Source organism: Metabacillus litoralis (genome assembly GCF_007994985.1).
GTDB lineage: Bacteria > Bacillota > Bacilli > Bacillales > Bacillaceae > Metabacillus > Metabacillus litoralis.
Map to the genome: position 1 here is coordinate 1 of NZ_VOQF01000014.1, position 22,546 is coordinate 22,546.

Genomic DNA, 22,546 nt, shown 5'->3' on the forward strand with positions numbered 1-22,546 from the left:
GTGCAGTGTAAAATGTCGTATTTTACATGTGTCTATTTATTGGGGGCTTGACCACAGGCACCAAAAAAACTATTGACTGAATGCTCATTCATTTATTATCATAGAGGTATAGTTAAAAAGGGAAGAGTTTTAGGGGTAGTGACCAAGAAGTATTGTTACAACTGGGAGATTGGGGGAAATTGAGATGGATGCACTTTTATGGGTGAATTTTATTGCATTCTTAATTGTAACCGCTTACGCTGTACATTTATTTGTTTACTTAATTCGTACAAGGATGGCTTACATTAAGCTTGGAAAAAAAGTTGAATTTGATGGCAAGGTAAAGGAAAGATTCGAAAAGATTTTGGTGAATGTATTTGGTCAGAAAAAGTTATTGAAAGACAAGAAAAGTGGAATTATCCATGTGATGTTTTTTTATGGCTTTATTCTTGTTCAATTTGGAGCACTTGATTTTATTATTAAAGGACTGATACCTGGTGCACATTTACCATTAGGACCACTGTATCCTGCGTTTACATTTTTCCAAGAGATTATCACATTTATGATTTTAGTTGCGGTCGTTTGGGCATTTCATCGAAGATATGTTGAAAAACTTGTTCGACTTAAGCGTGGCTTTAAATCAGGTTTAGTACTGATCTTTATTGGTGGACTTATGTTATCTGTATTACTAGGAAATGGGATGGGTCTTGTCTGGCATGGTCATGATTTAACATGGTCAGAACCTATTGCTTCTTCATTTGCATTTTTACTTAGCTTTGTTGGAGAAACAGGCTCGATCGTTATTTTCTATATTGCTTGGTGGATTCACTTATTATTTTTATTAACGTTCTTAGTGTATGTTCCACAATCAAAGCATGCACATTTAATTGCTGGACCGGCAAATGTTTATTTTAACCGTGTTTCAAATCCAGGAAAGCTTGAGAAAATTGACTTTGAAGATGAAACACAAGAATCGTTTGGTGTAGGGAGAATTGAAGACTTTACACAACCACAACTGATTGATTTATATGCTTGTGTAGAGTGTGGACGCTGTACAAATATGTGTCCAGCAACAGGTACAGGTAAAATTCTCTCTCCGATGGATTTGATTCTAAAATTAAGAGATCATTTAACCTTCACAGGAGCTGCTGTTACACAGAAACAGCCTTGGGTACCTGCGGTTGCATTTAGTGGGACAAAAGGTAATCAAATCGCTATGATGGCTTCTGGTGCTGGTGCAAATGAATCTGCAGCAACAGCAGTTGACTATAGTCCATCATTAATTGGTGATGTAATTACAGAAGAAGAAATTTGGGCTTGTACTACTTGTCGTAACTGTGAAGATCAATGTCCAGTTATGAATGAGCATGTTGATAAAATTATTGATATGCGTCGCTATTTAGTTTTAACAGAAGGAAAAATGGATGCTGATGCACAACGTGCGATGACAAATATTGAGCGTCAGGGAAATCCGTGGGGTCTTAATCGTAAAGAGCGAGAAACATGGCGTGAAGCACGAGAAGATGTTGTTGTACCTACTGTTAAGGAAATGAGCAAAGCTGGAGAAGAGTTTGAATACTTATTCTGGGTTGGATCTATGGGATCTTACGATAATCGTAGTCAAAAGATTGCTCTTTCTTTTGCAAAACTACTTAACGAAGCTGGTGTGAAATTTGCGATTCTTGGTAATAAAGAGAAAAATTCAGGAGACACACCACGTCGTCTAGGAAATGAATTTTTATTCCAAGAGCTTGCAACAAAGAACATTGATGAGTTTGTGAAAAATGACATCAAAAAGATCGTTACAATTGATCCACATGCGTACAATATTTTCAAAAATGAATATCCTGACTTTGGACTAGAAGCAGAGGTTTTCCATCATACAGAATTGCTAGCTGAGCTAGTGAAATCAGGAAAGCTAAAACCAAAGCTTGCTGTTGAAGAAACAATTACCTTCCATGATTCCTGTTATTTAGGAAGATACAATGAGGTATATGATGCACCACGAGATATTCTAAAAGCAATTCCAGGTGTGAAGCTTGTTGAAATGGAGCGTAACCGCGACAAAGGAATGTGTTGTGGAGCTGGTGGTGGACTGATGTGGATGGAAGAAGATACAGGCAGTAGAATTAATGTAGCGAGAACAGAACAAGCATTAGCTGTTAAGCCATCTGTCATTAGTGCAGGCTGTCCATATTGCTTAACAATGTTAAGTGATGGAACAAAAGCAAAAGAAGTAGAAGAAACGGTAAGCACTTATGATGTAGCAGAGCTACTGGAAAAATCGATTTTTGGTGAAATAAAAGAATTAGTTTCTTAAGTTATTTAGGAAGAAAAACGATCATAAAATGAAGAGAGGGGGTCAGACCCCCTCTTCAAAATCGTAAGAAATCGAGCGAGCGTTCAGTCAATTATGTAAGCGCTTGCTATTAGATAAAATTTTATCTTTATTTGAGGAGGAAGTTAACTATGACAAAAACAGTGATTTTAAGTGGTGTAAGAACACCAGTTGGAAAGTTCGGAGGTACACTATCTTCTTTAACAGCTGCTGAACTAGGAGGCATTGCAATTAAAGAAGCTTTAAAAAGAGCAAATGTTGATGGAGAGAAAGTGGATGAAGTGATTTTAGGGAATGTACTACAAGGTGGGCAAGGGCAAATTCCTTCTCGTCAGGCTGCCCGTGCTGCAGATTTGCCGTGGAATGTAAAAACGGAAACAATTAATAAAGTATGTGCATCAGGATTAAGAAGTGTGACATTAGCAGATCAAGTGATTAGAGCTGGTGATGAAGAAGTAATCGTTGCTGGTGGTATGGAATCGATGAGCAATGCTCCTTATTTATTACCAAAAGCACGATGGGGCTTAAAGATGGGAGATAGTGCAGTAAAGGATTCCATGATTCATGATGGCTTAACATGTAGCTTCACAGGTGTACATATGGGCACTTACGGAAATAGTACCTCAAAAGATTTAGAGCTAACTCGTCAAGTGCAGGATGAATGGGCATTAAGAAGCCATCAGCGAGCAGTACGAGCACAAGAAGCAGGATTATTAGCGGAAGAAATTGTATCCGTGCCTGTTCCACAACGAAAAGGTGATCCAATAATCGTTGATCAAGACGAAGCGCCACGAAAAGACACATCAATTGAGAGATTATCAAAGCTAGCACCTGTATTTGATCATGATGGCACAATTACCGCTGGAAATGCCCCGGGAATTAATGATGGAGCAGCTGCACTTGTATTAATGAGTGATGAGCGTGCACAAAAGGAAGGCTTACAACCACTAGCAACAATTTTAGCTCATACGGCAATCGCTGTTGAAGCAAAGGATTTTCCTAAAACGCCAGGTCTTGTTATTAATGAACTTTTAAACAAAGCAGGTAAAAGTGTTGAAGATATTGATTTATTTGAAATTAACGAAGCCTTTGCAACAGTTGCACTAGCTGCAAATCAACTAGCTAACTTAGATCCTGAAAAAGTAAATGTAAACGGTGGAGCCGTTGCACTTGGACATCCAATCGGAGCAAGTGGAGCGAGAATCATCATAACACTCATTCATGAATTAAAGCGCAGAGGTGGAGGCATTGGAATTGCTGCGATTTGTAGCGGCGGTGGGCAAGGTGATGCGATCATGATTCAAGTTTGAGGTGAAAATTAACGTCATTTTTTAGGGGAGATAAGAAATGAGTATAGATAAAATAATGGTTGTTGGAGCTGGGCAGATGGGATTAGGCATTGCCCAGGTTTGTGCGATGTCAGGGATAGAAGTTGTTCTACATGATATATCAGAAGAAATTGTTGAGAAAGGAATAAATTCGATTGATAAACAGCTTACTAGATTAGTAGAAAAAGGAAAAATGTCCGAGAATGAGAAAAATGAAACACAACAAAGATTAACAACCTCAGTTAACCTCTCAAACGCAAGCTCCGTTGATTTAGTTATAGAAGCAATTGTTGAAAAAATGGAAATTAAAACAAAGCTCTTTAAGGAACTAGATAAACTAACACCAGATCATACGATTTTAGCAACAAATACATCATCACTACCAATTACTGAAATAGCTGCTGCGACAAATAGACCAAAAAGAGTCATTGGAATGCATTTTATGAATCCTGTACCTGTGATGAAATTAGTCGAAATCATTCGTGGTCTAGCAACAGCAGATGAAGTTTTTGACCAAATTAAGAATTTAACAGAGAAGATAAACAAAGTTCCAGTTGAAGTAAATGACTTTCCAGGCTTTGTTTCGAACCGAATTTTAATGCCGATGATTAATGAAGCAATATATACCGTTTATGAAGGTGTTGCCGAGCCAGAAGCAATTGATGAAGTGATGAAGCTAGGAATGAACCATCCAATGGGACCTTTAACTTTAGCTGATTTCATCGGTCTTGATACATGTTTATATATTATGGAAACACTTCATGAAGGCTTTGGAGATGATAAATATCGACCTTGTCCATTGTTACGAAAGTATGTAAGTGCTGGCTGGTTAGGGAGAAAATCAGGTAGAGGCTTTTATACTTATTAAATTGCGATACTAGTAGATTTCTAATTCAAAGGGGTATTTTTTTAGAGTGCAAAGTAACGCAAAGGGGTGGATTCGCGTGAATCTACATTTCACAGAAGAACAAATGATGCTGCAAAAGATGGTTAGAGAATTTGCTAAATCAGAAATTGAGCCATTTGTTGAGGAAATGGAAAAGGGGATTTTTCCGAGGGAATTATTAAATAAAATGGCAGCACTAGGTTTAATGGGTATTCCTGTTCCTGAAAAGTATGGTGGAGCGGGAATGGATTTTACAGCATACACAATCGCTATTCATGAAATCTCAAAGGCTAGTGCAACGCTTTCTGTCATCTTATCTGTTCATACTTCAGTCGGTACGTATCCAATACTTGCTTTTGGAAGTGAAAAACAAAAAGAAAACTATGTGAAAAAACTCGCAACAGGTCAGTACTTAGGCGCATTTTGTTTAACAGAACCAAGCTCTGGCTCTGATGCAGCAAGCATGAAAACACGTGCTGTCAATAAGGGAGATCATTATCTATTAAATGGATCAAAGATGTTTATCACAAATGGTGGAGAAGCAGATACGTATATCGTTTTTGCACGGACGGGTGAAGGCAAAGGAAGTGAAGGGATATCAGCTTTTATCGTCGAAAGTGACACTCCCGGATTTGTTATTGGTAAAGATGAACATAAGATGGGGTTAAATGGATCACGAACCGTCTCATTAATGTTTGAAGACGCAAAGGTGCCAGCAGACAATCTTTTAGGTCAAGAAGGAGAAGGCTTTAAAATTGCCATGGCAAACCTTGATGGTGGAAGAATTGGCATCGCAGCACAAGCACTTGGTATTGCTGAAGCAGCACTAGAAAAATCAATTTTATATGCAAAAGAAAGACAGCAGTTTGGCAAACCAATTTCCGCTCAACAAGGAATTGCCTTTAAGCTAGCTGATATGGCAACAAAGGTTGAGGCAGCAAAGCTATTAGTCTATCAAGCAGCATGGCTCAAACAAAATAATCTACCTTGTGGAAAACAAGCAGCAATGGCAAAGCTACTCGCCTCTAAAGCAGCTATGGAGGTGTCAACTGATGCAATACAAGTCTTTGGTGGCTATGGATATACAAAGGATTATTCAGTTGAAAGATACTTCCGCGATGCAAAGGTATGTGAAATCTACGAAGGTACAAGTGAAATTCAAAAAATAGTGATTAGTAAGCATTTATTAAAATGAAGCTATATTCGTAAACTTGTTGTTTTTAGAAATCTGAAGAAAATAGCACTGTATAATCTTTAGAAATATCTTTATATTTTGTCCTTTTAAATAAAATTTACCTGATCGTAATGAGTCCGTTCCATTTCGCTCCAGAAACTTGCTTTCCGCGGGGAGGAAGCTGAGCCTCCTCGGCGCAAGCGCCTGTGGGGTCTCACCCTTTCCTCTGCGCCCGCAGGAGTCAAGTTTCTTCCGCTACATTGCACTATAATTACTGTAAATATTTTGCTTAATTAACATCTTTAGAAAAATTGTTTTACCAAATAAAATACGATAATTTCCAACAGAAAAGGGGAGAAACACTATGTTTTTTAAACTATCAGAAGAACATGAAATGCTAAGAAAAACAGTACGAGATTTTGCTAAAAAGGAAGTTGAACCAACAGCAGCAGAACGAGATGAACAAGAGCGCTTTGATATGGATTTGTTCAAGAAAATGGCTGATTTAGGATTAACAGGTATTCCATGGGATGAAGAGTACGGTGGAATTGGAAGCGATTACTTATCATATGTGATTGCGGTAGAGGAGCTATCAAGAGTTTGTGCAAGCACTGGGGTTACATTGTCTGCACATACTTCATTAGCAGGCTGGCCTTTATATAAATTCGGATCAGAGGAACAAAAGCAAAAATACTTAAAGCCTATGGCATTGGGTGAAAAAATCGGTGCATATGGATTAACAGAGCCTGGCTCTGGTTCTGATGCTGGCGGAATGAGAACAAATGCAAAAGAAGATGGAGATCATTATGTGTTGAATGGTTCAAAAATCTTCATTACAAATGGAGGAATTGCTGATATCTACATCGTATTTGCTATAACAGATCCTTCTAGTAAAAATAAAGGAACAACAGCCTTTATTGTGGAAAAAGACTTTCCTGGATTTTCAGTAGGTAAAAAAGAAAGTAAATTGGGCATTCGATCTTCACCTACGACAGAAATCATTTTTGAAGATTGTAGAGTGCCAAAGGAAAATATGCTTGGTCAATTAGGTGATGGCTTTAAAATTGCGATGATGACATTAGATGGTGGCAGAAATGGAATTGCTGCACAAGCTGTTGGAATCGCTCAAGGAGCGTTAGATGCTGCAATCGCGTATGCAAAAGAACGTGAGCAATTCGGGAAGCCAATCGCTGCACAGCAAGGAATTAGCTTTAAATTAGCAGATATGGCAACAAACATTGAAGCTGCGCGTCTATTAACCTATCAAGCTGCATGGCTAGAATCAGAAGGTCTTCCGTATGGAAAAGAATCTGCTATGTCAAAATTATTTGCTGGTGATACGGCAATGCAGGTAACAACAGAAGCTGTACAGGTATTTGGTGGCTATGGCTATACAAAGGATTATCCGGTAGAACGCTTTATGAGAGATGCAAAAATCACCCAAATATACGAAGGAACACAGGAAATTCAACGACTTGTTATCTCGAGAATGATTACAAAATAAATGATGCTACGGAAATGAAAGGAACTAATAGATAATCATAAGAAAAGAGGTGGGGAGGTAGATGGAAAAACGTGAAGTTCTTGCATCTGTAAAGGATGAAAAATTAATAGAGAAGCGGCGAAATCAAATGATTAAAGGAGCGGTCACTCTTTTTAAGGAAAAAGGATTTCATCGCACAACAACAAGAGAAATTGCCAAAGCAGCAGGTTTTAGCATTGGTACTTTATATGAATATATTAGGCAAAAGGAAGATGTCCTGTATTTAGTGTGTGACACAATTTATGACCAAGTTCATAATCGACTTGAAGAAAATATCGATACGAAGCTAGGTACAATAGAGAGCTTGCAGCTGGCAATAAATAATTATTTTAAAGTGGTAGATGTGATGCAGGATGAAGTGTTAGTGATGTATCAAGAAGCGAAGTCTTTATCAAAAGATGCGCTTCCTTATGTTTTAAAGAAGGAAAATGAAATGGCAGCTATGTTTAAGAAAATTATTGTAAGATGTGTGGAAAATCGCGAGTTAACACTTACAGAAGAGCAGTGTGATATGGTTGCTCACAATATTATTGTTCAGGGGCAGATGTGGGCGTTTAGAAGATGGACACTTCAAAAAAATTACACACTTGAAAAATACATTGAACTACAAACAAAGCTAATTCTACAAGGGGTTGTGGAGAAATAGTCTGCGGACACTTTTGGCATAAGCTTTAGGTGTTACGTAAAACACAGGGGTGGATGTTTATGACAATATCAGAGGTGTATAAGCCAGTAAATGATGTTCGATTTGTTACAGCATCAAGTTTATTTGATGGCCATGATGCTTCAATTAATATTATGCGCCGAATTTTACAAGCAAGCGGAGCTGAAGTGATTCATTTAGGACATAATCGTTCAGTTGAAGAAATTGTTGCAGCAGCAATTCAAGAGGATGCACAAGGTATAGCGATTTCCTCTTATCAAGGCGGTCATGTGGAATTTTTTAAATATATGCATGATCTGCTACAGGAAAAAGGTGCAGGACATATTCGTCTTTTTGGTGGAGGCGGTGGAGTTATTATTCCCCGTGAAATAAGAGAATTACATGAATATGGAATCGCAAAAATCTTTTCTCCTGAAGATGGAAGAGAGCTTGGTTTACAAGGCATGATCAATCATATGATCAAAGAATGTGATTTTTCTACAGTTGAAAATGAAAGAATCGACCTTGAGCACCTTAAGGAAGGGCAGCACAAGGCTGTTGCAAAGCTGATTTCATATGCAGAATCAAAGGTTTCCAAACGAGAAACATCACAAAATGCTGATCAGCTGTTTAGACAGCTTCAAGATATATCTTCATCTGCACCAGTCATTGGGATTACTGGAACAGGTGGCGCTGGGAAAAGTTCATTAACAGATGAATTAATTAGAAGATTTTTAAATGAAGTGCCGGATTTAAAAATTGCTGTGTTATCGATTGATCCTACAAAACAGAAAACTGGTGGAGCATTATTAGGAGATCGAATTCGAATGAATGCGATCTTTTCTCCGCGGGTGTTTATGAGAAGCTTAGCAACTCGTCAATCGAAATCAGAGCTTTCACTTGCTATTCATGATGCGATTTCTGTAGTGAAGGGTGCAGGCTTTGGATTAATAATCGTTGAAACAAGTGGAATTGGTCAAGGTGATGCTGAAATTGCGGAAATCTGTGATCTTTCTATGTATATTATGACAAGTGAATTTGGAGCTCCATCACAGCTTGAAAAAATCGATATGCTTGATTATGCAGATTTAGTTGTAATTAATAAATTTGAACGCAAAGGATCTGAAGACGCAAAACGTCAGGTACAAAAGCAATATCAGCGTAGCCGTCTCTTATTTGATGAGCCTTTAGATAACATGCCTGTGTACGGAACAATTGCAAGTCAATTCAATGACTTAGGTACAAACACGTTATTTTCAAAGCTATTAGAATTAATAAATGCAAAAACAAATCAACAATGGACATCATCACTACCAATCGTAAAAGATGTTGAAAAACAAAATGTCATTATTCCACCAGAACGTCGTTATTATTTACGAGAAATTAGTGAGACGGTAAGAAATTATCATAAATTATCAGAAGATCAAGCTGAAATTGCAACGAAGTTATTTCAAGTAAAAGGAACAATCCAGGCTATTGCAGATCAAGATGATAACGAAGATGCTATGAAAACTTTAGTAGCTTTAAAAGAGCAATTAGAAGGAAAGCTAACAGCTGATTCAAGAGCATTGCTTATTAATTGGAATGACCTAAAGGAAAAATACTCCGCAGACGCATTTACAACAGTTATTCGAAATAAAGAGATTGTGACTAAGTTAAAAACAATATCCTTATCAGGACTGATGATTCCTAAGGTCGCGCTACCAAAGTATAAAAATGAAGGCGATATTTTGGCATGGTTATACAGAGAAAATGTTCCTGGGGTATTTCCATATACTGCTGGTGTTTTTCCTTTCAAACGCGAAGGTGAAGATCCTAAGCGACAATTTGCTGGAGAAGGAACGCCAGAACGAACAAATCGACGTTTTCATTATTTATCAAAAGATGATGATGCAAAACGGTTGAGTACTGCATTTGATTCTGTCACTTTATATGGAGAAGATCCTGCATATCGTCCAGATATCTACGGGAAAATTGGTGAAAGTGGTGTGAGTATTTGTACACTCGAAGATATGAGGAAGCTTTATGCTGGCTTTGATCTTTGCGCACCATCTACTTCTGTTTCGATGACAATTAATGGTCCAGCACCAATCATTTTAGCGATGTTTATGAATACAGCAATCACTCAGCAAGTTAGTAAAAAGGAAGCAGAGCTAGGAAGACAGCTTAGTGCAAAAGAGTTTCAAGAAGTGAAAGCCTTTACTCTACAAACTGTTAGAGGAACAGTTCAAGCTGATATATTAAAAGAAGATCAAGGTCAAAATACTTGTATTTTTTCAACAGAATTTGCTTTAAGACTGATGGGAGATATTCAACAATATTTTATCGATTATAAAGTGAGAAATTACTATTCTGTCTCAATTTCAGGCTACCATATTGCTGAAGCAGGAGCGAATCCTATTTCACAGCTAGCTTTTACCCTTTCAAACGGGTTCACATATGTTGAGTATTATTTAAGTAGAGGAATGGATATTGATTCTTTTGCACCAAATCTCTCATTCTTCTTTAGCAACGGCCTTGATCCAGAATACACAGTGATTGGAAGAGTAGCGAGAAGAATATGGGCTACTGTTATGAGGAATAAATATGGAGCAAATGAAAGAAGTCAAAAGCTAAAGTATCATGTACAAACCTCTGGACGATCTTTACACGCTCAAGAAATTGATTTTAATGATATTCGTACTACATTACAGGCGTTAATGGCTCTGCATGATAACTGTAATTCTCTTCATACAAATGCGTATGATGAAGCAATCACAACACCAACAGAAGAATCCGTTCGCCGTGCAATGGCCATTCAAATGATCATCACAAAAGAACATGGCTTAACAAAAAATGAAAATCCACTTCAAGGCTCCTTTATTATCGAAGAACTAACAGATTTAGTAGAAGAAGCTGTTTTAACAGAATTTGACCGCATAAATGAACGTGGCGGGGTACTCGGTGCGATGGAGACTCAGTATCAACGAGGCAAAATCCAGGATGAATCGATGCATTATGAAATGAAAAAGCATACAGGTGAGCTACCGATCATTGGAGTGAACACCTATCTAAACCCAAATCCACCATCACAAGAAATGATGGATAACATGGAGCTAGCAAGGGCAACTAAAGAAGAAAAAGAAACACAAATTAAAAACCTACAAAATTTCCAAAAAGCAAACGAAGATAAAATCGAAGAAGCTCTAAACCAACTAAAAAGAACAGCAATAGAAAACGGCAATATCTTTGCAGAGCTAATGGAAACAGTAAAAGTAGCAAGCCTAGGCCAAATCACAACAGCACTTTATGAAGTTGGCGGGCAGTATCGTAGGAATATGTAAGGGTGCATAAAGTATAAACTGTATTTTACTTGCTCATGAAATGAAATTCTACTTTATCATGAATATCTTCTTTAACTTTTTTAGAACATTAAATTAAGTAAAAGTAATTTTTAAGTAAATCTCTTTAATAAAGTATAGTTTTTAAATATGTCTTTAGCAGTAACTAATGTAAGGTTGATTGGAGCGGAAGGTGCGAGACTCCTGCGGGTGCGCGGGACAGGTGAGATCCCGCAGGCGCTGTGCGCCGAGGAAGCTCACCGCACGCCCCGCGGAAAGCGAGCAACCTGTAGCGCAAATCAACCAGCACCATACTTTTACAAAGGGTTTAAGAAAAAACTCCAATAATAGGTATTTATCATAACAACAGAGTGACTTAATTGATTAGAAATAATCTAAAAAGTAAGTAATTAATTAAAGCTACCACTAATATAAACTCTGACACAAAGGTGCAGAAGCATTTTTGTGTATTTTTTACGTTATAAAGGTGGCATAAACTACTAGAATTTGTTTATAATGAATGGTATGGTTTGTTGACTTTACAATTTGTACATAATGGTAACGAATAATACTAATGTTCTTATTTCTTAATTTATAGATTGATGACCTAGAAAGGGAGTGCCGTATTTGAGTCTAAAACAATTAACAGATGAGCAAATAAAAGAAATGGCAATGGTTGAGGTTGCATATGAACTTTTTATAGAAGGTAAAAAGCCTTATGTATTCAGTGAATTAGTAGAGGAAATAGCAACTTTACTAGGACTTACAAAAAAGCAGGTTGAAGATAAAATAGCTCAATTTTATACAGACATCAATATCGATGGACGCTTCATTTGTGTTGGAGAAAACATGTGGGGACTGCGTACTTGGTATCCGTATGAGCAAATTGAAGAAGAAATTGTACCTGTTACAAAACCTAAAAAGAAAAAATCTAAAGCTTCTGATGATGATTTAGAAGAAGTGTTTGATGAACTAGAAGATGATTTAGATTATGATGATCTAGATGATTTCGATGATACAGATGATGAAGAAGAAGATGATGATTTCGACGACATTGATGAAACAGATATCGATGACGATGATGATGATCTAATTGATGATGATGACGAAGATTTAGATGAAGATGATGAAGATGACGAGGAAGACGAAAAATAACAGTAAATCGTCTTGACTTTCTTTTTCACAGTAGGTAGAATCTATTTTGGGCTCTTAAAAAGCTATCGTTTGTAATTTTACATTTACAGCTCCCTTTCAACTAGTTTGGAAGGGAGCTTTCTTATTTTGTAGAGAAAAAAACTATGAGAAACTACGGTCCTTTACTATAAAGAACCGTTTTCCAATAAATAAGATGGACAAGCAGTATTGAAACCTTTTTTAGGGAAATATTGCAAGTATATTTCACATTAGCTTAGCACCTCACACTTTACTAATAAGTTTTCCAAATTTATTTTTTAATTTAGTACAAAATAAAAACATATAGCTTCTTTAGGGGGAAGATCATGACAAAGTATATTTTTGTAACAGGTGGAGTTGTTTCATCTTTAGGAAAAGGCATTACAGCTGCTTCTTTAGGTAGATTGTTAAAAAACCGTGGTATGAGTGTGACAATTCAAAAGTTTGATCCATACATAAATGTGGATCCAGGAACAATGAGTCCGTATCAGCACGGTGAAGTCTTTGTAACGAATGATGGTGCTGAAACTGATCTGGATTTAGGTCACTATGAGCGTTTTATTGATGTGAACTTAACGAAGTTCAATAACGTAACAACAGGTAAAATTTATTCAACAGTATTAAAGAAAGAACGTCGTGGAGATTATCTTGGTGGAACAGTTCAGGTTATCCCACATATTACGAATGAAATAAAAGAAAGAGTGTTCCGTGCTGGTAAAGAAACAGGTGCAGATGTTGTTATTACTGAGATTGGTGGAACTGTTGGTGATATTGAATCACTACCTTTCTTAGAAGCGATTCGCCAAATTAAGAGTGATATCGGCCGTGATAACGTAATGTATATCCACTGTACGCTTATTCCATATATTAAAGCTGCTGGTGAATTAAAAACGAAACCAACACAGCATAGTGTAAAAGAGCTTCGTAGCTTAGGTATTCAGCCAAATGTCATTGTTGTTCGTACAGAAATGCCAATTTCACAAGATATGAAGGATAAAATTGCTTTATTCTGTGATATTGATACAAATGCAGTTATTGAATGTCGTGATGCTGAAACTCTTTATTCGATTCCTTTAGCTCTACAAGATCAGAATTTAGATACAATCGTTTGTAATCACTTAAAGCTTCAATGTAATGAAGCAGATATGACAGAGTGGACTGAGCTTGTAAAACGAGTGACTAATCTTTCTAAAACAACGAAGATTGGCTTAGTTGGGAAATACGTTGAACTACAAGATGCCTATATCTCTGTTGTTGAAGCACTTCGTCATGCAGGTTATGAGTATGATTCTGATATTGAAATCAAATGGGTAAATGCAGAAACATTAACTGAAGATACAGTGAAAACACAGCTTGAGGATGTTGATGGAATTTTAGTTCCTGGTGGCTTTGGCGATCGTGGTGTTGAAGGTAAAATTTTAGCAACAACATATGCTCGTGTGAATAAAGTCCCATTCTTAGGAATTTGTCTTGGAATGCAAGTGGCTTCTATTGAATTTGCACGTAATGTAGTTGGGTTAAAAGGAGCAAATTCTTCAGAAATTGATCCAAGCACACAATACCCGGTTATTGATTTACTTCCAGAGCAAAAGGATATTGAGGATCTTGGTGGAACTCTACGTTTAGGTTTATCACCAAGTAAGCTAGTAGAAGGAACTCAAGCTTATGAAGCTTATCAAGATGAAGTGATTTATGAGCGTCATCGTCATCGTTACGAGTTTAATAATGAATACCGTCAAGTGATGGAAGAAGCAGGATTTGTATTCTCAGGAACAACACCTGATGGTCGTCTTGTTGAAATTGTTGAGCTTAAGGATCATCCTTGGTTCGTAGCATCTCAATTCCATCCTGAATTTACATCAAGACCAACAAAACCACAGCCTTTATTCCGTGATTTTGTTCGTGCATCATTAACAGCTGCTGAGAAAATCTAGTACACATTTCTATATATTCTTAAATTAGCTATAATCTAGAGCTAGTTGTTCCTCTTTCTATTGAAAGAGAGGTCAACTAGCTTTTTTTTATTTTATATAGGTATTGGTGAACTTTGGCTTTCTACCTCTTAAAGAAGGATATCCTTATTTGGGCTTGGCTATAACTTATCAGAGCTTGTGCTTTTCCTCTATTATTATGTTCTACTTTCAAAAATTGAGCATAATATCCAATAATAAGAAACAAAAAATCATTCGTTCATTTAGCCTATATGTATATGTTTATTACATTTTACGAAACCGGTTTTTATAAATTTTTAAAAAAATCAAAAAAACAGTTGAATAAAATGTAATAAAGTTATATAATTCTACTTGAAAGCGGTTTCTGTTACTAATAATTGCAACTGATTCTCTAATTTTAGAAATCGGTTTCGTGTAGGTAACTGTTTCCGGTTCAATATGATTAATATTATAAGGGGGAAATACAGATGAAAAGCATGAAAAAATGGTTAGCTTTAGGTTTAACATTAGTGCTTGCGTTCTCATTAGCTGCTTGTAGTGGCGGTGGAAATGAAGGGGCTTCTAATGATGGTGGCGAAGGTGGAGACGAAAAAGTAGAATTAACGTTCTGGGCTTTTGGTGCTACTGGTTATGAAGAATTAGTAAAAGAATACCAGGAAGAAAATCCAAATGTTACAATAAAATTTAAATCATCTGAAACAGCAGAACATCATGATGCATTATTTACAGCATTATCAGCTGGTAGTGGTGCTCCTGATATCGCGATGCTTGAGGTTGATCAATTTGATCGTTTCAAAGTAGCGCAAGATCGTTTTGCGAATTTATATGACCTTGGAGCTAAAGACGTTCAAGATCAATATTTAGACTGGAAATGGAATGCTGGAGAAAATGCTGATGGCGATTTCTTATTCGGTCTTCCTACAGATATAGGTCCTAAAGCTTTATACTATCGTACAGATGTTTTCGAAGCAGCTGGTTTACCAACTGAGCCTGCTGAGGTAGAGGCATTAATTAGTTCTCCTGAAGCTTTTAAAGAAGCTGGTTTACAAGTTAAAGAGAAAACAGGAAAACCGTTTGTTGATAGTATCGAAATGGCATACAGAGCTTATTTAGATTCAGCTGTAGAAACTTATTTAAATCCTGAAGGCGAGTTACTTATTGCAGAAGAAGGAAATGCAGTTAAAAAAGCTTATGATTATGCAGTTGAGTTAAATGAAGCAGGAATTGTTGGTAACTTTGATATGTGGACACCAGAATGGTCTAATGCTGTAAACACTGGTGAATTTGCTGCAGAATTAGGTGCTGGTTGGTTAAAAGGTTGGATGGAAGGTAATGCTCCAGATGCTTCTGGTAATTTCAAAGTAGCTACTTTACCAACTGAATTTGCTGCAAACTGGGGAGGATCTTATATTGCAATCCCAGGTGAAACAGAAAATGCTCAAGCAGCATACGATTTTGTTGAATGGTTAGTATCACCTGAAAATCAATTAAAATCTTTCCAAAGCAATGGATTATTCCCTTCTGCACCAGCTGTGTATGAAATGGAAGAGTTCACTTCTAACCAAGACGAGTTCTTTGGTGGTCAAGTAACTTCTGAAGTATTTGCACAAGCTGCACAAGATATCGAAGGTGCTGTTTATAAAGGTGAGAAATACTTCCCGGTTCACCAAGAAGTTCTGAATGCACTTAAGAACGTTCAAGTTGGTGGAGATCCTGAGGAAGAATGGGAAGCTGCTGTTAAGCGTGCACAAGATCTAGTAAGTCGCTAATCTGACTATTCAATTATTTTGGTTATGGTGCTCATTTGGGCACCATAGCCAATTTATAAAGGAAACGGGGAGTGAAAATGGTTTCTGCAAATGAAAAAAAAGTCAAAACCAAAAGATTTTTGTCTGAAGAAAAGAAAGATATGATATCTGGGTATTTATACGTTTCACCATTCTTCATCATTTTTGCGGTTGTAGGTCTTTATCCAGCGCTATTCAGTATGTATTTAGCTTTCCAAAAGTGGAATGGATTAAGTCCAATGGAATTTGTAGGGTTGAATAATTTTAAGATTGTTTTAGTAGATCCGCTATTTTGGAAATCTGTTTATAATACACTGATTATTGGATTAATGGGAACTGCTCCACAATTAATTGTAGGAATTATTCTTGCATTTTTACTTAACTTATCGTTTCTCCGCTTTAGAAATTTCTTCAGAGTTACGATCTTCATGCCGTATATTACGTCAATGGTTGCAGTGGCCCTCATATTTAGTGTTTTATTTAGTAATCATGAATCTTCCCTAGCCAACTATGTATTGGGTGTATTTGGTTTCGATCCTGTAAGTTGGGGGACTTCCGAATGGGGTACAAAAATAGCCATTTCAATCATGGTTTTCTGGAGATGGGTTGGATATAACACAATTATTTATTTAGCTGGACTCCAAAGTATTTCTAATGATCTTTATGAAGCGGCAACAATTGATGGAGCTAATAAGTTTCAACAACTTATGTATATTACAATGCCGTTATTAAAACCATTTATCACTCTAACTGTTTTCTTCTCAACTGTTGGAGCATTACAATTATTCGCAGAACCAACGGTATTCCTTGGAGCAGCTGCATTTACTAGAGATGAAGCAATGACTGTCGTGATGTATTTATATCGTGATGCATTCAAGCTACAATCCTTTGGTACAGCTTCAGCAACTGCGATTATCTTATTAATCATCATTATCGTATTCTCAGCGATTAATACATTACTAACTTCAGGTTATGGTAAGAAGAGGAAGGAGGCAAAATAATGGGTGAAGTAGCTGGATCAAAGAAGTTTTCGTTAGGAAGAATAGCAATCTATGTTTTTATGAGTTTAGCATCCTTGCTTTCGCTTTTTCCATTTTATTGGATGTTTGTTATGGCAACAAGTCCAAGTTCTGCCTATAACTCGATCCCACCAACAATTACACCGGGTAAACTGTTGGTTGAGAACTTTCAAAAAGTATTAGGATCAATCGATTTCTTCCAAGCAATGTGGAATACGATTATCCTATGTACGTCAGTAACAATTGTTGTTTTGATTATTAGTTCTTTAGCAGGTTTTGCATTTGCTAAATTCAAGTTTCCAGGAAAGAATGCATTGTTTATAGGTATTCTATTAACAATGGTTATCCCACCACAGCTTGGGTTAATTCCACAATTCTACTTAATTTCAAAAGCAGGATTATTGGATACCTTGCAAGGGGTAGCACTATTGTTCTTCTTGAATCCTTTAGGAATCTTCTTGATGAGACAATATGTGACAGGATCAGTGCCAGATGAACTTATAGAGGCAGCAAAGCTTGATGGTTGCTCTAACTTCAGAATCTACAGAAGTATTGTCTTGCCAATTATACTACCTGCATTTGCAACATTAGGAATCATAGTCTTTACAGCTGTATGGGGAGAATTCCTATGGCAATTTACGATTTTAAGAGATCCAGAGATGTATACAATACAAGTTGCGTTAGCGAATTTAAGTAATACGTTCAATATCGACTTTGGAATGATACTATCAGGTGTTTTCTGGGCGACTGTACCATTAATTATCATTTTCTTACTGTTTAATAGATTATTTATTTCAAGTATTACAGATGGAGCAGTTAAGTAACTCTTCTTACCAATATATTCATTGTAGAAGGACATTTATAAAATTGAATTTTCGTGAAAATAATAGTAATCTAACAGTATTAACTTATTATGAAGGCGAAAGGCAAACGGGGACCACTATGAATTTAACAATAAAAGATATCGCGAAAATGGCTGGAGTATCTCCAGGAACTGTATCTAAAATTATAAATAATTATAGTGGCATTAGTGAGAAAACGAAGAAGAAAGTTATGGATATTATAACTGAAACAGGATATCAACCTACTTTTTCTGCAAAGGCACTTGCCACTAAAAAGTCTAATTTAATAGGGTTAATATACGCTGGGAAGGTAAATGTTGACTTTACTCATCCATATTTCAATGAAGTTGTTACTTCGTTTAAAAAGGCGATTGGACTGTTAGGTTACGATATTATTATGTTTTCGAATGAACAATTTTATAAAGATAATGGTAGTTACTTAGCAAGATGTAGACATTTTCATGTTGATGGATGTGTCATCATTGCTGGAGAAGAAATTGAGGATGCCATTTATGAATTAGTAGAAGCTGGCATCCCATGTATGGGAATAGATTTAGAATTATCTGGACCAAGTGCAAGCTTTGTTATGAGTGATAATGTTAACTTGTCAAGACAGGTGATTCAGCATTTTTATTTACATGGTATTAGAGATGTTGGTTTTATAGGTGGAAAACGTGATTCTGCTATTGCCATGTTTAGAGAAAAAGGATTTATAGATGCGATGAACCAGCTTGGTCTAGACGTGAAAAAAGAGTGGATGTATTATGGAGATTTTCATGAGGAAAGCGGTTATGTTGCAATGAAAAAAATATTTGAAAACAAAACGCTTCCTCGTGCAATATTTGCTGCTTCTGATATGATGGCGTTTGGCGCAATCAGAGCAATTAAGGAACAAGGCTTAAGAGTGCCAGAGGATATATGCATTATTGGCTGTGATGATATTGATGCTTGCCGTTATAGCAGTCCTAAATTAACGACTGTCAGACAGGATAAGGATCGACTCGGAAAGCTTGCTGCTTATATGTTAAACGATTTAATTAACGGAAAATCAGAATTAAAGCCTATCTTTATTGATTCGAAATTAATAGTACGAGAATCATGTGGACGTTAATAAAAGGCTCTTTTCTGAATGATTGTTGCTATTTGGCCTAATTATGTAGTAGAAACATTTTTGTTTTAGCAAAAAGGGTACTAATTTCTGAAGAAAAGATGCCACCATGCTTTATACAGTGTTGTTTACTTGGAGTTATTATAAGCAACAAAGTTTACGAAAATAGTCTAATAAAAAGATAGAAAAAATTTAGTGGAGGCAAAAAAATGGCTATCATAGAATTTCCAAAAGATATACGATGGGGAGCTGCTACAGCAGCATACCAAATCGAAGGAGCTGCAACGAAAGATGGAAGAGGTCTTTCAATATGGGATACATTTTCAAAAACGCCGGGTAAAGTTTTAAATGGAGATAATGGTGATATAGCTTGTGATAGCTATCATCGCTATGAAGAAGATATCGAGCTTATGAAAGAATTAGGTATTGATATTTATCGATTCTCAGTTTCTTGGCCACGTATTTTCCCAACAGGAACGGGTGAAGTAAATCAAAGTGGTCTTCAATATTATCACGATTTCGTTGATGCCCTTTTAGCAAATGGAATTGAGCCAATGTGTACTCTTTATCACTGGGATCTACCACAAGCTTTACAGGATAAAGGTGGCTGGGAAAATCGTGAAACAGTTGATGCCTTTGCAGAGTATTCTGATTTAATGTTTAAAGAATTTGATGGAAAGATTAAAAAATGGATAACGATCAATGAACCGTGGTGTGTTTCATTTCTTTCTAACTTTATAGGGATCCATGCACCAGGGTATCAAAATCTTCAATTGGCAACAACAATTTCACATCATCTTCTACTTGCTCATGGTAAGGCTGTAACGAAATTCAGAGAATCAGGTCTTACAGGTGAAATTGGTTATGCTCCAAACCTTGAATGGAACGAACCATATAGCAATAAACAAGAAGATATTGATGCATGTAATAGAGGAATGGGCTGGTTTATTGAGTGGTTCTTTGATCCAGTTTTCAAAGGAAGCTACCCACAATTTATGCTAGATTGGTTCGAGAAAAAGGGAGTAACACTTTCAATTCAAGATGGAGATATGGCATTTATTCATCAGCCAATTGACTTTGTTGGGATTAATTACTACACAGGTAGTGTTGTAAGATATAAAGAAAACCATGAATTATTTGATAATGAAAAAGTAGATATTGGTTATGAAAAAACTGATTTTGATTGGAATATCTACCCTGAAGGTTTTTATAAGGCGTTATCAAAATTAAAAGATCAATATGGACAAATTCCAATATATATTACTGAAAACGGAGCTTGCTATAATGATGGTGTAGAAAATGGGCGTGTTAAGGATCAAAGAAGAATTGATTACTTAAAACAGCATTTAACATCATTAAGTAGAGCAATAGATTCTGGTGTAAACATCAAAGGTTATCTAACATGGTCATTACTTGATAACTTTGAATGGGCTGAAGGATATGACAAACGTTTTGGTATTATTCATGTTGACTTCAATACATTAGAACGAACAAAGAAAGATAGCTACTACTGGTACAAGCAAACAATCAAAAATGGTTGGTTTGATATGTTTTATTAATTTATAGACCCCAATTGGAAATCGGTTTCTGGTTGGGGTTTTTTTCTTATCATTTTTAACAGGTAGATTATGGTTATTATTATATATTTGCAGCGAGAATTGGGGAGATTATAGTGAGGAAATACTGGGGTGAAATCAAGCAATTTTTCAATAATCGAGGAAAAAGGTATAAGGAAGATACACATAGATTCACAGTTGGAAGAAAAATATTTATTGCATTTGCTATTATTTTTATTTTAATTGCAGGATTTAGCTTTTCTGCTTTGAGTGGGATGAATTCAATTAATAAGAAATCAACTGAAGTTGAGGAAACATGGCTTCCTACAGTTGAGAGATTAGGAGAAATGCGCTATCTTGTAGAACAAGTTGTGGCGTTTCAATTATTTTATGCATCAGCAGAAACAATCGGTGAGATGAATAACTTTGATGGTAGATTTGAAGAAATTTTCACTCGGTTAGATGAGTTATTTGTAGAATATGAAAAGGTTTTAACTTCAACTGAAGAAAAACAAGTATATAATGATTTTAAAGCTGAATGGAGTAACTATCTTGAAGTACATGATGAAGTACTTACCTTATCTAGAGCAAATGATGATGATTCAGCTAGCACAATGATAAAAGCTTCTCGTCAACAAATAGAAGTAGTTGAAAGTCATATAAGTAAGCTTGTTGAAATGAATCAAAATAATGCAAGTAAAGCAGCTGAGCAAGGCAAAGAAATATTTGTAAACTCTATGACAATAACAATTGTTCTTATTGCTTTTGTATTAACTGCTGCCATTATCATGGGTATACTATTAGCAAGAAGCATTTCGAAACCAATTTCTGAAGTGTCGGCGAGTGTTAATCAGGTAGCACAAGGAAATTTAACAATTGAGCCGATTATTGTAAAGAATAAGGATGAAATTGGAACATTAGCTAATGATTTTAACAAAATGACAAACAGTTTAAGAATGTTAATACTACAGGTTATGGAAAATTCCGAACAAGTAGCTTCAACTTCTCAGCAACTATCATTAAGTGCTGATCAGACAAAAAAAGCAACAGAGCAAATTGAGTTTGTTATTAAAGAAGTAGCTAGTGGTGCAGAAACACAGGTGAATCGCGCATCTGAAGCAAATCATGCTGTATCGGAAATCTCAAAAGGCATGGAGCAGGCGGCTTCCTCTATTCTAGCTGTTTCTGATTTGACAGTTTCCACAAATAATAATGCACATATGGGACAAGAAGTTGTTTCACAAACAATTAGTAGAATGAATGAGTTGGAAAACAAAGTGAAACATGCGTCAGCTGTTATTGATAATGTCGGTGAATTATCTAAAGAGATTGGTCAGATTGTGTCACTAATTACAGGTGTAGCAGATCAAACAAATCTTTTAGCATTAAACGCAGCTATAGAAGCAGCAAGAGCAGGAGAGCATGGTAGGGGATTTGCGGTTGTTGCAGATGAAGTACGAAAGCTTTCTGAGCAAACGGGTCAATCTGCAGAAAAAATCAAACACCTTATTCAAGACATGCAGATAGAGGTAGAGAAGGCAGTAGAATCAATGACCGATGGAATGAATGCAGTAGATAATGGGATGATAATGGTTCGAAAAACGGGTGACTCTTTTGAAGAAATTGTGCACATGATTACTGAGGTATCATCGCAATCACAAGAGGTATCTGCTATTGTTGAAGAAGTAAATGCTAGTACTCAAAGTATGGTCACATTAATTGAGGGAATTGCCAATATTTCTGTGCAATCTGCTGGGAATTCTGATTCTGCCATAGTATCTGTTGTACAACAAAATGCTACAATGAATGGTATCACCACTTCATCTGAAGAGTTAAGCACCAAAGCCTCTGAATTACAGGAGCTAGTAAAGAAATTCAAGGTTAAATAAAAAAGACTG

The 22,546-nt window shown here is 36.3% G+C and carries 15 protein-coding genes; all 15 read left to right on the forward strand.

Annotation, left to right across the window (positions count from 1 at the left end; translation table 11 throughout):
- Positions 1 to 184: 184 nt before the first annotated feature.
- The 15 genes from FS935_RS18725 to FS935_RS18795 all read left to right on the forward strand — a co-directional run bounded on the left by FS935_RS18725 (position 185) and on the right by FS935_RS18795 (position 22,537).
- Positions 185 to 2,299 carry a (Fe-S)-binding protein gene (locus FS935_RS18725; protein WP_146950175.1) on the forward strand — a complete coding sequence of 705 codons (2,115 nt, stop codon included), beginning with the start codon at positions 185 to 187 and terminating at the stop codon, positions 2,297 to 2,299.
- 149 nt (positions 2,300 to 2,448) lie between these two features.
- The gene (locus tag FS935_RS18730) at positions 2,449 to 3,627 is read left to right on the forward strand and encodes an acetyl-CoA C-acetyltransferase (protein WP_146950176.1); all 1,179 of its coding nucleotides are present in this window, start codon (positions 2,449 to 2,451) and stop codon (positions 3,625 to 3,627) included.
- 37 nt (positions 3,628 to 3,664) lie between these two features.
- Entirely contained in the window at positions 3,665 to 4,513 is an 849-nt protein-coding gene (locus FS935_RS18735; RefSeq protein ID WP_146950177.1) for a 3-hydroxybutyryl-CoA dehydrogenase, read from the forward strand.
- A 76-nt stretch (positions 4,514 to 4,589) separates the two neighbouring features.
- Positions 4,590 to 5,726, forward strand: a complete 1,137-nt coding sequence (locus FS935_RS18740) for an acyl-CoA dehydrogenase (protein ID WP_146950178.1) — start codon at positions 4,590 to 4,592, stop codon at positions 5,724 to 5,726.
- A gap of 343 nt (positions 5,727 to 6,069) precedes the next feature.
- Positions 6,070 to 7,209, forward strand: a complete 1,140-nt coding sequence (locus FS935_RS18745) for an acyl-CoA dehydrogenase (RefSeq protein ID WP_146950179.1) — start codon at positions 6,070 to 6,072, stop codon at positions 7,207 to 7,209.
- 61 nt (positions 7,210 to 7,270) lie between these two features.
- Positions 7,271 to 7,894: a TetR/AcrR family transcriptional regulator gene (locus tag FS935_RS18750; RefSeq protein ID WP_146950180.1), complete on the forward strand. Its 624-nt coding sequence runs from the start codon at positions 7,271 to 7,273 to the stop codon at positions 7,892 to 7,894.
- 59 nt (positions 7,895 to 7,953) lie between these two features.
- Entirely contained in the window at positions 7,954 to 11,214 is a 3,261-nt protein-coding gene (gene icmF, locus FS935_RS18755; protein WP_146950181.1) for a fused isobutyryl-CoA mutase/GTPase IcmF, read from the forward strand.
- Positions 11,215 to 11,838: 624 nt separating this feature from the next.
- On the forward strand, positions 11,839 to 12,366 hold the full coding sequence (gene rpoE / locus FS935_RS18760; RefSeq protein WP_146950182.1) for a DNA-directed RNA polymerase subunit delta: 528 nt from the start codon (positions 11,839 to 11,841) through the stop codon (positions 12,364 to 12,366).
- A 344-nt stretch (positions 12,367 to 12,710) separates the two neighbouring features.
- Positions 12,711 to 14,318, forward strand: a complete 1,608-nt coding sequence (pyrG, locus tag FS935_RS18765; protein ID WP_146950183.1) for a CTP synthase — start codon at positions 12,711 to 12,713, stop codon at positions 14,316 to 14,318.
- 485 nt (positions 14,319 to 14,803) lie between these two features.
- Positions 14,804 to 16,105 (forward strand): ABC transporter substrate-binding protein, encoded by a 1,302-nt coding sequence (locus FS935_RS18770; RefSeq protein WP_146950184.1) that lies wholly within the window; start codon positions 14,804 to 14,806, stop codon positions 16,103 to 16,105.
- A gap of 77 nt (positions 16,106 to 16,182) precedes the next feature.
- Positions 16,183 to 17,124 carry a carbohydrate ABC transporter permease gene (locus tag FS935_RS18775; protein ID WP_146950185.1) on the forward strand — a complete coding sequence of 314 codons (942 nt, stop codon included), beginning with the start codon at positions 16,183 to 16,185 and terminating at the stop codon, positions 17,122 to 17,124.
- Positions 17,124 to 17,966 (forward strand): carbohydrate ABC transporter permease, encoded by an 843-nt coding sequence (locus tag FS935_RS18780; protein WP_146950186.1) that lies wholly within the window; start codon positions 17,124 to 17,126, stop codon positions 17,964 to 17,966. Before FS935_RS18775 ends, FS935_RS18780 begins: the two co-directional genes overlap by 1 nt.
- A gap of 118 nt (positions 17,967 to 18,084) precedes the next feature.
- Entirely contained in the window at positions 18,085 to 19,095 is a 1,011-nt protein-coding gene (locus tag FS935_RS18785) for a LacI family DNA-binding transcriptional regulator (RefSeq protein WP_146950187.1), read from the forward strand.
- Between the two features lie 206 nt (positions 19,096 to 19,301).
- Positions 19,302 to 20,651: a GH1 family beta-glucosidase gene (locus FS935_RS18790; protein WP_146950188.1), complete on the forward strand. Its 1,350-nt coding sequence runs from the start codon at positions 19,302 to 19,304 to the stop codon at positions 20,649 to 20,651.
- A 113-nt stretch (positions 20,652 to 20,764) separates the two neighbouring features.
- The gene (locus tag FS935_RS18795) at positions 20,765 to 22,537 is read left to right on the forward strand and encodes a HAMP domain-containing methyl-accepting chemotaxis protein (protein WP_146950189.1); all 1,773 of its coding nucleotides are present in this window, start codon (positions 20,765 to 20,767) and stop codon (positions 22,535 to 22,537) included.
- Positions 22,538 to 22,546 lie beyond the last annotated feature (9 nt).